General features: G+C 70.7%; 12 protein-coding genes. 8 read left to right on the plus strand and 4 right to left on the minus strand.

Annotation, left to right across the window (positions count from 1 at the left end; translation table 11 throughout):
* Positions 1 to 12 precede the first annotated feature (12 nt).
* Positions 13 to 741 carry a DUF4331 family protein gene (locus IPJ59_RS21490; protein WP_293273117.1) on the minus strand — a complete coding sequence of 243 codons (729 nt, stop codon included), beginning with the start codon at positions 739 to 741 and terminating at the stop codon, positions 13 to 15.
* Between the two features lie 17 nt (positions 742 to 758).
* Complete coding sequence (locus tag IPJ59_RS21495; RefSeq protein ID WP_293251224.1) at positions 759 to 1391, minus strand: DUF4331 family protein; 633 nt, start codon at positions 1389 to 1391, stop codon at positions 759 to 761.
* Positions 1392 to 1681: 290 nt separating this feature from the next.
* Between IPJ59_RS21495 and IPJ59_RS21500 the strand changes: the two genes are divergently transcribed.
* Positions 1682 to 2413 carry a hypothetical protein gene (locus tag IPJ59_RS21500; protein ID WP_293273118.1) on the plus strand — a complete coding sequence of 244 codons (732 nt, stop codon included), beginning with the start codon at positions 1682 to 1684 and terminating at the stop codon, positions 2411 to 2413.
* A 72-nt stretch (positions 2414 to 2485) separates the two neighbouring features.
* On the opposite strand, the gene prfA is transcribed toward IPJ59_RS21500, so the two are convergent.
* The gene (gene prfA, locus IPJ59_RS21505; RefSeq protein ID WP_293273119.1) at positions 2486 to 3562 is read right to left on the minus strand and encodes a peptide chain release factor 1; all 1077 of its coding nucleotides are present in this window, start codon (positions 3560 to 3562) and stop codon (positions 2486 to 2488) included.
* A gap of 230 nt (positions 3563 to 3792) precedes the next feature.
* Here prfA and IPJ59_RS21510 point away from each other — a divergent pair, with 230 nt between their 5' ends.
* The 4 genes from IPJ59_RS21510 to IPJ59_RS21525 all read left to right on the plus strand — a co-directional run bounded on the left by IPJ59_RS21510 (position 3793) and on the right by IPJ59_RS21525 (position 8270).
* The gene (locus tag IPJ59_RS21510; protein ID WP_293273120.1) at positions 3793 to 5076 is read left to right on the plus strand and encodes a hypothetical protein; all 1284 of its coding nucleotides are present in this window, start codon (positions 3793 to 3795) and stop codon (positions 5074 to 5076) included.
* Between the two features lie 275 nt (positions 5077 to 5351).
* Positions 5352 to 5996: a UPF0158 family protein gene (locus tag IPJ59_RS21515; protein WP_293251232.1), complete on the plus strand. Its 645-nt coding sequence runs from the start codon at positions 5352 to 5354 to the stop codon at positions 5994 to 5996.
* 16 nt (positions 5997 to 6012) lie between these two features.
* Positions 6013 to 6993 (plus strand): DUF429 domain-containing protein, encoded by a 981-nt coding sequence (locus tag IPJ59_RS21520; RefSeq protein WP_293251234.1) that lies wholly within the window; start codon positions 6013 to 6015, stop codon positions 6991 to 6993.
* A gap of 197 nt (positions 6994 to 7190) precedes the next feature.
* Positions 7191 to 8270 carry a tetratricopeptide repeat protein gene (locus IPJ59_RS21525; RefSeq protein ID WP_293273121.1) on the plus strand — a complete coding sequence of 360 codons (1080 nt, stop codon included), beginning with the start codon at positions 7191 to 7193 and terminating at the stop codon, positions 8268 to 8270.
* A gap of 48 nt (positions 8271 to 8318) precedes the next feature.
* On the opposite strand, the gene IPJ59_RS21530 is transcribed toward IPJ59_RS21525, so the two are convergent.
* On the minus strand, positions 8319 to 9005 hold the full coding sequence (locus tag IPJ59_RS21530; RefSeq protein ID WP_293251238.1) for a hypothetical protein: 687 nt from the start codon (positions 9003 to 9005) through the stop codon (positions 8319 to 8321).
* A gap of 96 nt (positions 9006 to 9101) precedes the next feature.
* Between IPJ59_RS21530 and queF the strand changes: the two genes are divergently transcribed.
* The 3 genes from queF (at position 9102) to IPJ59_RS21545 (ending at position 13746) form a co-directional block, all read left to right on the plus strand.
* Positions 9102 to 9452 carry a preQ(1) synthase gene (gene queF, locus IPJ59_RS21535; protein ID WP_293251240.1) on the plus strand — a complete coding sequence of 117 codons (351 nt, stop codon included), beginning with the start codon at positions 9102 to 9104 and terminating at the stop codon, positions 9450 to 9452.
* 89 nt (positions 9453 to 9541) lie between these two features.
* Complete coding sequence (locus tag IPJ59_RS21540; RefSeq protein WP_293251242.1) at positions 9542 to 10972, plus strand: OmpA family protein; 1431 nt, start codon at positions 9542 to 9544, stop codon at positions 10970 to 10972.
* A 305-nt stretch (positions 10973 to 11277) separates the two neighbouring features.
* On the plus strand, positions 11278 to 13746 hold the full coding sequence (locus IPJ59_RS21545) for a CARDB domain-containing protein (RefSeq protein ID WP_293273122.1): 2469 nt from the start codon (positions 11278 to 11280) through the stop codon (positions 13744 to 13746).
* Positions 13747 to 13749: the final 3 nt, after the last annotated feature.

The following is a 13749-nucleotide window of genomic DNA, read 5'->3' on the forward strand; positions in this document are numbered from 1 at the left end:
CGGTGGCGGCGATCAGTGGGGCGCGGCGAGGTAGGGGAATTCCGGCGCGAATTCCTTGTCGTTCTTCGGCGGGTTGACCGGGACGTCGGCCAGCGTCGCGGCGGTCTGGCCCGGCGCCGAGAGGTCGAGCATGACCACCGCGAGGGTGATGTCGACGCACGGGTCCGTGAGACGGCGGCCGTTGGGGAAGCCCGCCTGCTTGCTGATGTCGATCTGCAGGGTATCGGGAACGACCAGCGGGGCGGCCTGCGCGACGCAGGTGTCCTTGGCGCAGGGGACCAGCTTGCGGGTCATGAGGTCGTCGTCGAGGGCCGCGTGCAGGCCGACGAGGTTCATGACGATGTCGGGGACGAAGGTGCTGGCCGCGTCGTCGCTCGGCGTCGACGCGTTGTAGTTGTCCTTGAGCTCCTTCGAGATCACCGCGGTGGCGACGGCCGGCATGCCCATACGGTCGAGCTGGACCAGCTGCTCCGGCGGGGTCTCGTCGAAGACGAAGGGGTCGTTGGGATCGCCGGTGGGGTCGGTCGGATCGTTGGTAGTGGACGGGTCGTTGGTGGTGGCCCCGTTGGTCGGGTCGGCGGTCGGGTCGGCGGTGGTCGGGGTGTCGGTCGCCGTGGCGTTGGTGGCCGTGATCGGGCCGCCGGTGCTGGAGTTGTCGGTGTCGCTGCCGTCGTCGCCACAGGCGGTGGCGAATGCGGTGGCGAGGACGAGGGACAGGGAGATGCGCTTGAGCGGATGCATGATCGTGTCCTCCGTGCTCACGGCTTGACCCGGGTGGACGCCCAGAGGCGGAAGGTCTTGCCGTTGCCGACCAGCGCGTCGGTGCTCATCTCGACGACGATCGCGGTGACGTTGGTCGTGGCGAAGGTGTCGTGCTTATTGTCGAAGCTGAGGGTGCCGGTCTGGACGGTCTTGTTGAAGCCGTCGAGGTCGAAGAAGAAGGGGTCGTCGCGCAGGCCGGCGTACACGCGCAGGCCCATACCCGCGTCGATGGTGGTCTCGACCGGGCCGGTGACGACCGGCTTGCCGCCCGGGAGGCCGCTGACCTGCACGCCCCAGGCGCCCTTGCTGTTCTTGCCGAAGCGGATGTGGGCCTCTTGATCGGGCAGGTTGTCGTTGTTGTTGTCGATGTGGATCGTGTAGAGCACGTCGGCGTCGAAGGTCGCGGGCAAGCCGGCCTCGCCGAAGCCGGCGAAGTCGAGGACGGCGACGACCTTGCCGTCGCCGGTGTGCCAGGCGTACACGTCCGTGATGTCGCCCGCGAGGAAGGCCTTCGTCTTCGGCGCGTCGACGTGGTCGGCGGCGTGGACGGTGTCGGTGAGGAGCGGCATCGCCACAGCGGCGACGAGGCCGAGGGCAAACAGGCCCGCATTCTTGCGTGTTGTGTTCATTCTTAAACCCCTGATTTTCAAACGCCGCGGGTCAGTCGACCCACGAGCGGCGGTGCGGTACGAGCGTGCCTGCTTCGTGGATCGCTCGCAAGTCTGGAATTTGCCGCTGAAGCGCCGTGGTGTGTCGGGTGCAGCACGGCGCGAAGGGCACTCGGGGGCGGGCGATGTAGCATCGAGGGCGAGTGATTCTTTGCGGAAGGCTGTCGCTTTGTACGGTCGCTGCGATACTCTCTCGCAGCAACCCTACAAGGACTTGACCGATGCGTAATCCATCCTGGCTCACAATCTCCATGCTTGCCGTCGCCCTCACGGCGTGCGGCGACGACAAGGGCGACACCCTTTCCGCCGGTAGCAGCAGCACCGATCCCACGGCTGGCTCGACCACCGTCGAGGTGACGACCACCGCGTCGACCAGCAGCGCGACGAATGACTCGACGACCACCGGCCCGACCACGGTCGAGCCGACGACCGACCCGGCGACGACCGAGCCGCTGACCACGGGCGACTCGACCTCGGGCACCACCGGCGAGCCGGTCGAGCTGACCTGTGAGAACTACTGCTCCCTGTACGCCACGGGCTGCGCCGACTTCAGCGAGTACGCCAACGATCAGGACTGCCTGTCGCAGTGCAAGCAGTGGCCGCCCGGCATCGCCGGCGAGACCGCCGGCGACAGCCTCGGCTGCCGCCTCTACCACGTCGGCGTCGCCAACCAGGTCGATGCGAAGGTGCACTGCCCGCACGCTGGCCCGACCGGCGCGATGGTCTGTGTGTCGCCCGACGCGCCGATCTGCCAGGACTACTGCGACACGTACCTGAAGAACTGCACGGACAAGCTCAACCTCTACATCGACGCCGCGGACTGCCTGGCGCAGTGCGGCGACTGGTATCCCGGCACGGGTGCCGACACCACGGGTGACACGGTCGGCTGCCGCCTCTACCACGCGGGCGTAGCGATGGCCGATGCCAACACGCACTGCCCGCACGCCGGCCCCGGCGGCGCGATGGTCTGCGTGGCGCCGTGATCGGGTGACGATCGAGTGACGTGAGGATGCTTGTGCGCCGGGCGATGGCCCGGCGCACAACCCGTCCGTGGTTCATGAGCTCTGGGCCTCGGCGAGGCGTTGAGCCTCGTCGCTGGCGCGCAGGGCCGCGATCACCTCGTCGATGTCGCCGTCCATGAAGTCATTGAGGGCGTGGCGGGTGAGGCCGATGCGGTGGTCGCTGATGCGGTCCTGCGGATAGTTGTACGTGCGGACCTTTTCGGCGCGGTCACCGGTGCCGACCTGACCCTTGCGCTGCGCGGCGCGTTCGGCCTGGTAGCGCTGGATCTCGCGGTCGAGCAGGCGCGAGCGCAGCAGTCGCATGGCGATGTCGCGGTTCTTGGTCTGCGACTTCTCCTGCGAGCAGTGGACCGCGAGGCCGGTCGGGAGGTGGGTCAGGCGGACGGCGGAGTCGGTGGTGTTGACGCTCTGGCCGCCGGAGCCGCTGGCGCGCATGGTCTGGAGCTCGATGTCCTTGGGGTTGATGACGACGTCGATCTCTTCGGCCTCGGGCATGATCGCGACCGTGGCGGTGGAGGTGTGGATCCTGCCCTGGGCCTCGGTGGCCGGGACGCGCTGGACCCGGTGCACGCCGCTCTCGAACTTGAGCATGGCGTAGACATCCTTGCCGCGGATGAGGCCCGTGATCTCCTTGACGCCGCCGGCCGATGCCTCGCTGACGCTCATCACCTCGACGCTCCAGCCGCGGCGCTCGGCGTGGCGGATGTACATGCGCCACAGGTCGGCGGCGAACAGCGCGGCCTCCTCGCCGCCGGTGCCGGCGCGGATCTCGAGGATGACGTTGCGGCTGTCGTTGGGGTCGCGCGGGAGCAGCAGGCGCTGGAGCTGGAGCTCGAGCTCGTCGCGGCGGGTCCGCAGCTCGCGGACGTCGTGTTCGGCCAGCTCGCGCATGTCGGGGTCGGCGAGCAGGCCCTCGGCGCCCGCGAGGCTGGCCTCGACCTGCGCGTACTGCTGCAGCGCCAGCGCCAGCGGGGCGATCTCGCCGTGCTCGCGCGAGAGGGCGAGGAAGCGGGATTTGTCGTGTACGACCTCGGGATCGCAGAGCATCGTTCCGAGTTCGTCGTGACGATCGGCGATGCTGTCCAGCTTGGCGCGCAGGGAGGCTTCCACGGCGGAGCGGGAAGCTAACACCCAAGGCCCGCGGCCGCAACGCGACCCGGACGTTGCCAGCGGCCCGGTCGGCGGGATAAAGAGTGGGCGCCCGCATGTCCCCTGGATCTGACAGCCGCGAGAGGCCGCCACGCGTCGCCGATGCGCCTGCTGCGACGTCGGGCGCGGCGGCTGGCGCGGCGGCTGGGGTGACGGCTGGGGTGATATCTGGCGTGACGGCTGGGGTGACGGTGGTAGCGGCGTCCTCGTCGGTGAGCGGTGCGCCGAGTCCAGTGGTCCAGGAGGCGCCCCGCTGGTGCGCGCGGCTCGGCTTCTCGCGTGACCTCTGGACCGGGCGTGCGCGGGTGGTGTGCGACCCGGAGGTGGAGGCGTCGCTCCGCGACACGCGGCGGCTGTCGGGCGCGGCGGCGGGGCTGTTGGCCGAGCTGCTGCCGGAGCGGGCCAGCACGGTGTGGTTGCTGGCGCAGCGGCCCGACGAGCTCGCGGGGCCGCGGCGTCGCGGGGTGCACTCGCTCGAGGAATTCGACGGGCTGCTGACGCAGGCGCCGTGGGAGGTTGCGATCGTCGAGCTCGGGCAGTTCCTGGTCGACACGGCGAACCTGTCGCGCTTCGCGGCGCGGGCCCGCGGCCGGCTCGAGAACCGCCTCGACACGCGGGCCTTTCGCCTGCTGAGCGCCGCAGCCGAGGGGGCGTACGCGGGTCGCACGGTGATCGTGTCGGTGCCGGCGCAGAGCCGCGGCGGGCTCTCGCTGTCGGACTTTCAGGACCTGCTCGAGCAGCACTTCGCGCGGGCCCGCGTGTACGCGCTGGCGCCGGTGGCGGTGGCCGTGGTGGTCGACTGCGGCGAGGTGGTCCGTGAGGACGAGGACGAGGGCGACGCTGGCGAGGACGACGATGACAGCGCGCCGCCCCTGGGCTTCGACAACCGGCTCGGCGAGGACCTGGGCTACGACACGTACCTCGCGCTGGTCAACGCGCCGGCCGAGCCCGAGGGAGTGACGCTGGTCGAGCTGCCGGCGGCCGCGCTGGGGGCGACGCGCAGCGCCGAGGTGTCGCGTCCGCACGCGGCCGCACGTCCGCAGGAGGCCCGCCGCAGCGAGCGCAGCGAGGCCGAGCTCGAGAACCTCAAGATCCAGCTGGGGCAGGCGCGGCGGCAGGTCGAGCTGGCGGCGATCGCCCGCCAGTCGCTGGTCGAGCAGCTCGACGCGGCCCAGGCTCGCGTCGACAACCTCGAGGATCAGGTCGCGGAGCAGCAGCGACGACAGAGCGCGAGCGAGGTCAGCGATCGCCGGGCCGCGGCGCTGGCTGCGGCGCCTCTCGGAGAGCAGGTGCACGCCGAGCCGCCGACCGACCTGCGGCCCGACGCGACCCAGGCCACGCTGCTGGCGCTGCGCTGGGAGCTCGAGCAGACCCGCGAGGAGCTGCGCAAGGCGCTCGGGCGGCCTGTGGACGCGCTCGAGCGGGAGCTCGCCGAGCTCCGGGCCCGGCTCGGCGTGCCAACGCCGGCAGACTGACGCTGCGCGGCGATCGAGGCTCTCGGCCCCCTATTTGGCGATCGGGCTGGCTTGCAGCGAAGGCGCGTGCGTGGGCAGTCTTGCGCGTCGTGGGGCGCGGACCCGACGGTCGCGTGTTGCCCGGCCCAGGGGCATGAGACTATGCTCGCCGAGCGCGCCATTCCCCCCAGAGTGGGCGCACCGACCGACCCGCCATCACGTGTTTGCGAAACCCGCGCCTGACCAGCGCGGTCGCGCGCGGTGCACCGGGCCTCCCTTGCGAAAGCGACTTGGCCATGAAGATCTCGTCCGACGCGCCGATCCCCGACTGGTCGGCCCTTGAAACTGCCTTCGAACACAACGCCCCCGATCACCACGCCTATCTCGATCTCAGCAACGGACAGGTCGTCACGATCAACGACAGCCGCCCCGAGGATGAAGAGAAGCGCCAGCTGATCAGCAAGAGCACCGGGCGCTTCGTTCACCTCGACCCGGCCTCATCGCGCGAGCAGTACCGGTGGATGGAGCGCTTCGTCGCCTCGGTCGAGGAGGTCAGCCTGCGCGAGCGGCTGGTGCTAGCGATCGACGGCAAGGGCGCGTTCCGCCGCTTCAAGGACGTGCTGCTGTCGTACCCGGTCGAGCGCGACCGGTGGTTTAGCTACCGCGCCAACTTGCTGCACATCTACATCGACGGCTGGCTCGCGGGCCAGGACGTGCTGCTCGGCGCCTATCCGCCGTGGGGAAAGCCCGAGGAGCCGACCGAGCCGAACGTGCCGCTGGAGAAGCCGCCGGGCGAGCGGGGCGCGGGCGCCTCGGAGACCCTGCGTCGCACGGCGCGCGACCTCATCGACCGCCTGCCGGCGCTCGAGCTGCCGGCCGCGATCGCGTACCTGCAGTACCTCCACGAGCGCGGGCCATCGGTGCCCGACGCGCCCGCGTGAGCCTGTGCCTTCGGACATGTCTCAGGCGACAGGTCGCCGCTTCGCCCGCTTCATCGGCGTCAACCTCGGAGGCGGGCGCGGCAAGACCACCGCGGTCGCGCGCCTCGAGGCGTCGGCCAGCGGCGGCGTGCGTCTGGTCGAGGCCCGCATGCGCCACGGCCACCGCGGCGGCGGCGAGGACAGCGGCGAGGAGAGCGGCGACCCGCTGTTCCGCGACGAGGTGCTGGTGGCCTACGTGCAGCGGCACCTCGACGACGAGACGGTCGTGGCGATCAACGCCCCGCTGACGCTGCCGCCGTGCATCCGCTGCAATTTGCCGTGCCCGGGCGTGCCAGCCTGCGAGGTGCCGGTGGTCGCGTGGATGCGGCGGCACGCCCCGGCGCTGCTGACCCATCGGGGTCGCAGCGACCGCGGAAAGCCGGCGGTCACGCCGTACACGCAGCGGGCCGCCGACCTGTTGCTCGCGCACGCGGGCCTGCAGCCGCGCGAGTCGCTGGGTCAGGGGATGGGCCCGCTGGCGGCCCGCGCCGCGTACCTGCGCCACGTGCTGTCGCCGATGTTGCGTCTGCACGAGAACCTCATCGAGGTCCATCCGACCGCCACCTTGATCCGCCTGTTCGGGACGGCGACGGTGCAGCGTCTCGGTCGCGGGCCCACCGATGAGGTCGCGGCGCAGCGTCGCAAGATCTTCGTCGGCCTTGGCGAGAAGCTGCACTTCAACTACGTCTGGCCCGAGATCGTGGTCCGAAGCCCCCATATCTTTGAAGCGGTGCTTTCGGCCTTCACAGCGTTCCTGTGGGCGACCCAGGGCTGGCAGGGGCCGGGCGATCTGGCCGCGCCCGCGCCGGATCCGTCGAGCCCGCCCGCGATCGTCCGCGACCCGCTGACGCCGGCGCTGGCGGAGCTCGACCATCTCTGGCTGGAGGACGGCTGGATCTGGGTGCCTCCGGTGCAAACCCGCGAGGCCGAGCCCGGGCGCGGCGGGGCAGGCGTGTGATACGGCACGCAGCATTCGCCAGACCGTGGGCTCGTGGAGGCCGTTCATGCCGCCCCGTGATGTTCGCTCGCGCCACCGCTGTGCTCTCGTTGCGTCGCCATGCTCAGTGCGGTGGGGCCTGCGATCGGCTTGCCTGGGGCGTCGCCGCCGGTGCAACATCGTCCTGTCGCCGTCGGAGCGACCCGCGCTGAGGAGCCATGGCAGACCCGGGCAACGATACGTCTTCCGAGGCCGCTGGGGGCCGAGCGGGAGAGTGGTCGCCGGCCGAGCTCGACGTCGTTGAGGACGCGCTCGAGCGCTGGACCGCGGCGGAGCTCGAGGACGTTCCCGAGGACAGCACACTGTCGCCGCGGATGCGCGAGCGGCTCGAGTCGTACCGCGAGCTGCTGGCGATGACCCGCGCCGAGCTCCCGCTCGAGGACGTGTCCGACTCGCTGCTCGCGGGCGTGCTCGCCGAGGCGGCGCGCAGCGGCTCGGCCGCGCCAGCGCGCGAGCTCAAGGTCGCGGAGGCGGTGCGGGTGGGCTTTTGGGAGCGGCTGCGGCGATCGATGCTGCTGCCCGGCCTGGCCCTCGCGGGCTCGGCGGCGCTGTTGCTGTGGATGGTCCAGCCCGGCGACGAGGCCCCCACGACGTTGGCCACGCAGACCACGCCGGCCCGGCTCACGCCCGAGGCGAGCCCGGCCCCGGCCGCGCCGAAGCTCCCCGAGCTGCGCGAGGCGCCGGAGATGGACGAGCTGCGCGGCGGCGCGGCCGAAGAGAAGCAGGCTGATGAGGCGCCAGGGGCGGCCGCACCGGAGCCGGCTGCGGTGCTGGCCGACCCCGCCGAAGCGGCTGTCTCAAAGGACAGCAAGCTCGAGCTCAAGGGCGACCGCGGCAAGGCCAAGTCGATCAAGAAGAGCGAGCTGCCGGCCGAGTCCTACCCGGGCCTCGATGATGTCCCGAGCGACGCCGCGGCTGACAAGGACGCGCTGCGCGACACCCTCGAGCAGGCCGACAGGGCCCGCCGCAAGGGCCGCTGCGATCTGGCGCTCGGGCTCTACCAGGAGGCGACTGGCATGAGCGGCCCGGACAGCGAGCGGGCCCAGGCGCGGGCCGGCTACGGGCTGTGCCTGCAGGCCCAGGGCAACGACGCCGCGGCCATGAAGTACTTCGAGTCGGCCGGCAAGATCTCGCCGAGCATCAACGCGTGGATCAAGCGCGAGCGCGGCGACAGCTCGCCGAAGAAGGCGCCGGCCAAGCCCAGCTCCAAGGCCCACGTCGACGAACCGTTCAAGTGATCGGCGGATCGGCGGTTGGCTGTCCTCGGGGACAGGCTCGCGTGAGCGTCACTGGATGTCGACGCCGAAGCTGACCGCCATCGCCGGGCCGTCGAAGTCGGGGAAGCGGTGGTCGAACACGGCCCGACGCGCGCAGCTCGGGATGCCCCATACGCGCAGGCTCGCGGGGGCGCTGAGGGTGACGCTCTCGACCTTGCCGCTGGGGAGCACACGCAGCTTGAACTTGAGGCTACCCGCGGGGATCTCGGCGTAGGCGCTCGCCGTGGTGACGCAGCGCTGGATCTGCGGGGTCACCTGGGCGAAGTGACGGTCGAGTTCGGCCTCGGAGAGTCGCTCGCTGCCGGCCTTGAGGTCGAGGGTCTGCGCCTCGGCGTTGCTAAACTGCGGGATCTTGCTGTCGTCGATCGGCACGAAGGGTGGGGGCGGGGCCTCGGGGGGGCCGTCAACGTCGTCGGCCGCGTCCGGTGTCGCGTCGCCCGGGGCCGCATCGCCGCCGGTCCGCGTGCCCCGGCGCTTGCGCTTCTGCTTGCGCTTGCCCGGCTTCTCCGGGGGGGGGGGGGGGGTCTCGGCGATCGCCTGACAGCGATCCGCGACGCACTCGGTGCCCGGTCCGCACGCGCCGCCGCAGGGCTCGCGCACCTCGTTCGTGCAGGCCAGGGCCGTGACCGCCGCGATGGCCAGGAGGGCCGTGACTGCCAGTAGCGCCGGGCCGAGAGCTGCGAGCGACCTGGCCACTGTCCGCGAAATACGCGGGTGGGGTGGGGCTGTCAAGCTGCTGGAGCGCAGTCTGGGACCGTTGCAGCGGCGGCGGGCTCGTGGCAGCTTCCGCCCGTGTCCGAGCCCCGCACTGCGTCCCTCGAGTCCTTCGCCAACCCGCGGCCTGGGCGAAGCTACGAGATCCGCTTCGAGTGCCCCGAATTCACGTGTCTGTGCCCGGTCACGGGCCAGCCCGACTTCGCGACCATCCGAGTCCGTTACACGCCCGGCGAGCGCTGCGTGGAGCTCAAGAGCCTCAAGCTCTATCTGTGGTCGTACCGTGACCGCGGGGCCTTCCACGAGGCGGTGACCAACCAGATCCTCGACGACCTGGTCGCCGCCGTGGCCCCGCTGCGGATGACGGTGGAGGGCGATTTCTACGTCCGCGGTGGGATCCGTACCGTGGTCGAGGTGCAGCACCCGTAACCGGCGCAGCACCCGTAAGTGGCGCAGCCTGTGATACGGTGCCCGGCGCAGGCGTCGGCCCGCGTGGGTCGCCGCTGCCGGAGATCGCCATGCCACTGTTGCCGAGCCTCGCGGGCGCCCTGCTCGCGCTCCTCCTGGACGGACCCTTCAACTACGAGTTCTCGCGCGTCACCGACGAGAAGGGCGAGGCCTACTTCGTCGTGCGGGCCAACGAGAACCTGCCGCAGATGGAGGTCACGATCACGGGTGACCGCCAGAAGATCCGCAAGCAGCTCCCGCCGATCAAGGCCGGCAAGGAGCACAAGATCGTGTGGGTGCAGAACTCGCCGACGGCGGCCTACGAGGTGAAGATGATCGCCGGCTCGGCCGAGGCGGAGACCGGCTTCGAGATCAGCCGCGCGACCGGCAAGGCCGTCACCGGTGAGGCCGGCAAGATCACGGCCCTGGCGACCGCCGAGGACCTCGTCTACAAGCACCAGTCGATCTATCAGACCTCCTTCGATGTCACGAGCTACAAGTTCGAGGTCTACGACACCGACGGCGACGTGATCCACGTCGACAACGGCAGCCAGGCGCCGTTCAAGGGCGGCGAGCGAGTCACGCTCAAGTGGGACAGCCCCAACGACGTGTTCCTCGTCAAGGTCCGCTTCGACGGCGACGCCGGGCAGTACGGCGAGCACATCCTCGCGCCGATGGCGATCGAGATCCCGCACACCGAGGTCGTGTTCGACAGCGGCAAGGCGCTCATCAAGGGCGAGCAGTCGCCCAAGCTCGACGAGGCCGCCGCGGTGGCGATGAACAAGCTGGCCGCGGTCGAGAACGCCAAGGCCGCCGTCGGCAACGCGCTGGCGGGCAACGGCTACGTCGCCAAGCTCTTTATCAGCGGCTACACCGACACCGTCGGTCCGCCGGCGGACAACCAGAAGCTCTCGCAGCAGCGGGCCAAGGCGATCGCCGACTATTTCTACAGCAAGGGCGTGTGGTCCGAGATCTACTTCGCCGGCATGGGTGAGCGCGGGCTCAAGGTCCAGACCGGCGACAGCGTCGACGAGGAGAAGAACCGCCGCGCCGTCTACGTGATCAGCTTCCAGCCGCCCACGGGCGCCTGGTTCCCCGCCCCTGGCGCGTGGAAGAAGGCGGCCAGCAGCCGCGCGCGGCCCAAGGAGATCCCAGCCTACCCCGAGAAGTGGAAGCAGCACGAGAAGGAGAAGCGTGACAGCGCCCCCAGCACGAGCGGCAGCGGCGGCGACACGAGTAGCGGTGACACAGGCAGCGGCACCAGCGGCGACAGCGGCGACACCAGCAGCGGGGACAACGGCAGCAGCCGTCGCCCCGGCCTCGGTGAGGGCGACCCGGGCACGCCCTACCTCGGCGGCGCCGAGGATCCGCCGGCCGTCGGCGGCGAGCCAGGCGCGACCAAGAAGGGCTGCAGCGTGCACCGCGAAGAGATGCCCGGCGCGCTGATCGTGGTGCTGGCCGGGATGCTCGGGCTGCGTCGTCGCCGTCGCCAGTCGGCATGACCCTCGAGACGAGCGGCGTGCGCGTGCTGCCCGGTCGCCCGCAGGCCGGCCGCGATTGAGCCCCGCCGGCCCGGGCCGACTTTCGCGCGTGGCGTGTGCCTCGCGTTGCCCGGACGCCCGCCCGCTTGCGCCTGACCGCGCAGCGATCGCGCTGTTGATCGGAGCGCGTGGCGTGTGCCTCGCGTTGCCCGCACGGCCGCTCGCGTGCGCCTGACCGCGCAGCGATCGCGCTGTTGATCGGACCGCGTGCACGTGGTCCCATCGTCGCCATGAATGGTTGGCGATTGGGTTGGAGTATCGGTGGGATGTTCGTGCTCGGGGCGGCGCTGGCGGGCTGTGGCGACGATGGGTCGGGCAGCGGCGGATCGGGCAGTGACAGCAACACAGGGACCGGCGGGCTGGCGAGCACCGGCGCTGCGAGTGAGCCGACGACCAGCGGCTCGCCGCCGACCAGCGGCGGCCCGACCAGCACCGGCGGCAGCGGCAGCGACAGCGTCTCGACCACGGGTGGCCCGAGCGACCCGACGCTGACCACCGGCGGCTCGCTCACCGAAGTCAGCGTCAGCGCCAGCGACACCAGCACGAGCGATCCAGGCGGCAGCAGCACCGGCGGCGCCGATCTGTGCGAGGGCGGCACGCTCTGCGGGCAGGTGGCGATGTGCTGTCCCGCGGGCAACGAGTGCGTCGACGACAAGTGCCTGCCCGCGTGTGCGAGCGAGGTCCGCTGCGGCCCCGACCTCGCCGTCTGCTGCGACGACGGCGAGGTGTGCTCGGGCGACCTCTGCGTGCTGCCGGGCAAGGACTGCGTCGACTCCTACGACTGCGAGCCCGGCGAGTACTGCGAGCAGACCCTGAACAAGTGCCTGCCGCAGCCCGACCCGCTGACCTGCGAGCTGATCCCGAGCTTCGACATGATCACCGCGGTGCCCGAGTGGTCGTGGATCGATCAGGAGGTCATCTCGAGCCCGGCGGTCGCCGACCTCGACGCCGACGGCACCCCCGAGGTCGTCGTCAACGTGACCAAGTACAAGGTCAACGACTTCACGATCGGCGCCGTCGCCGTGCTCGACGGCAAGACCGGCGCGCTCAAGTTCATCATCGACCACGACCCCAACAAGCAGCAGTACGGCTCGCAGGGCCGCAGCACCCTCGCGGTCGGCGACGTCAGCGGCGACGCCCTGCCTGACATTGTCTACGCTGGCCGTGAGAGCGGCGGCAAGAGCCCGCTGCACGCCGTCGATCACACCGGCAAGTGGCTGTGGACCGCGCACAATGCCAACAACCAGGCCGTCACCACCGGCGTCGCCAACGGCGGCGCCACGCTGGCCAACTTCGACGGTGACCTGCAGGCCGAGGTCGTGTTCGGCGCCAGCCTGATCGATCACGACGGCCTCGTCGTGTGGAACCTGAACAACAACGGCGGGTTGGTCGGGGCGCCAGGCGGCTACCCTGGCGGGCTGTCGTCGGTCGCCGATCTCGACGGCGACGGCAAGCCGGAGATCGTCAGCGGCAAGCAGGCGTGGAAGGTCGACTGGACCCCGGGCAACCCGCCGGTCGTCAAGGTGACCGAGCTCTGGAACAACCTCGACGGCACCGACGGCTGGCCGGCGATCGCCGATCTCGACGGCAACAGCACGCCGGAGGTCATCCTCGCGGCCAGCGGCAAGGTGCGGGTGCTCGACGGCAAGACCGGCAAGCTGTGGTGCGGCGTCGATCCCAGCGGCGTGATGTGTGACAACAACAACGCCCTGCGCACCCAGCCGCTGACGATCCCCGGCGGCGGCCTCGGGGGTCCGCCGACGATCGCCGACTTCGACGGCGACGGGAAGCCGGAGCTGGCGATCGCCGCGGCCGCGGCCTACACGGTCTTCGATCTCAACCGCATGGGCGAGGAGATCGTCAAGCCGAACGCCGACCCGGTGCCCAAGGCCGGCGCCATCTTCCGCCGCTGGTCGCAGGTGACGCAGGACCAGTCCTCCAACGTGACAGGGTCGTCCGTGTTCGACTTCCAGGGCGACGGCGCGGCCGAGGTCACCTACAACGACGAGTGCTACTCGCGCGTGTACTCGGGCAGCGACGGCAAGGTGTTGCTGCAGATCGAGAACTCGAGCTCGACGATCCACGAGTACCCGCTGGTGGTCGACGCCGACGCCGACGGCAACTCGGAGATCCTCATCGTCGCCAACCTCGTCGGGTCCTGCACCGCGCCGGGCTACAAGGCGCGCAAGGGCGTGTTCCTCTACGGCGACAAGGGCGACGGCTGGGTCCCGACGCGTCGGGTGTGGACGCAGCACACCTACCACGTCAGCAACGCCGGCTCGGACGGCAACGTGCCTGACGTCGAGGTCGACAACTGGGGCGTCAAGGGCCTCAACAACTACCGCCAGAACGTCCAGGGCGAGGGCGTGTTCAACGCCCCCGACCTCACCGTGCAGCTGGCGATCGGGCTCGTGAACTGTCCGGCCGAGCTCGAGCTCATCGCCACCGTGCGCAACGAGGGCGCCCTCGGCGTGCCCGCGGGCGTCGACGTCGACTTCTACGCCGGCACCGACGCGACCGGCATGCTGCTCGGCTCCGCCGTCACCGCCAAGGCGCTGCTGCCCGGCGGATCGACCAAGGTCAAGCTGCTGGTCCCGGCGCCTGCCGAGGGCCAGACGCAGGACTATTACGTCGAGGTCGACAAGGCGAGCGAGGGCGACGGCGCGATCCTCGAGTGCAACGAGGACAACAACGGCGGCCAGACCACCATGGCCGCGTGCCCCAAGCCCGGGTGATCG

Source organism: Nannocystis sp. (assembly GCF_016714285.1).
GTDB lineage: Bacteria > Myxococcota_A > Polyangia > Nannocystales > Nannocystaceae > Nannocystis.

What these genes read in the sequence shown, in the direction of transcription:
- IPJ59_RS21490 (WP_293273117.1), bottom strand. Translation starts at nt 741, where the DNA reads ATGCATCCGCTCAAGCGCATCTCCCTGTCCCTCGTCCTCGCCACCGCA.
- IPJ59_RS21500 (WP_293273118.1), top strand. Translation starts at nt 1,682, where the DNA reads ATGCTTGCCGTCGCCCTCACGGCGTGCGGCGACGACAAGGGCGACACC.
- IPJ59_RS21545 (WP_293273122.1), top strand. Translation starts at nt 11,278, where the DNA reads ATGTTCGTGCTCGGGGCGGCGCTGGCGGGCTGTGGCGACGATGGGTCG.
- IPJ59_RS21520 (WP_293251234.1), top strand. Translation starts at nt 6,013, where the DNA reads ATGTCTCAGGCGACAGGTCGCCGCTTCGCCCGCTTCATCGGCGTCAAC.
- IPJ59_RS21515 (WP_293251232.1), top strand. Translation starts at nt 5,352, where the DNA reads ATGAAGATCTCGTCCGACGCGCCGATCCCCGACTGGTCGGCCCTTGAA.
- IPJ59_RS21525 (WP_293273121.1), top strand. Translation starts at nt 7,191, where the DNA reads ATGGCAGACCCGGGCAACGATACGTCTTCCGAGGCCGCTGGGGGCCGA.
- IPJ59_RS21540 (WP_293251242.1), top strand. Translation starts at nt 9,542, where the DNA reads ATGCCACTGTTGCCGAGCCTCGCGGGCGCCCTGCTCGCGCTCCTCCTG.
- IPJ59_RS21495 (WP_293251224.1), bottom strand. Translation starts at nt 1,391, where the DNA reads ATGAACACAACACGCAAGAATGCGGGCCTGTTTGCCCTCGGCCTCGTC.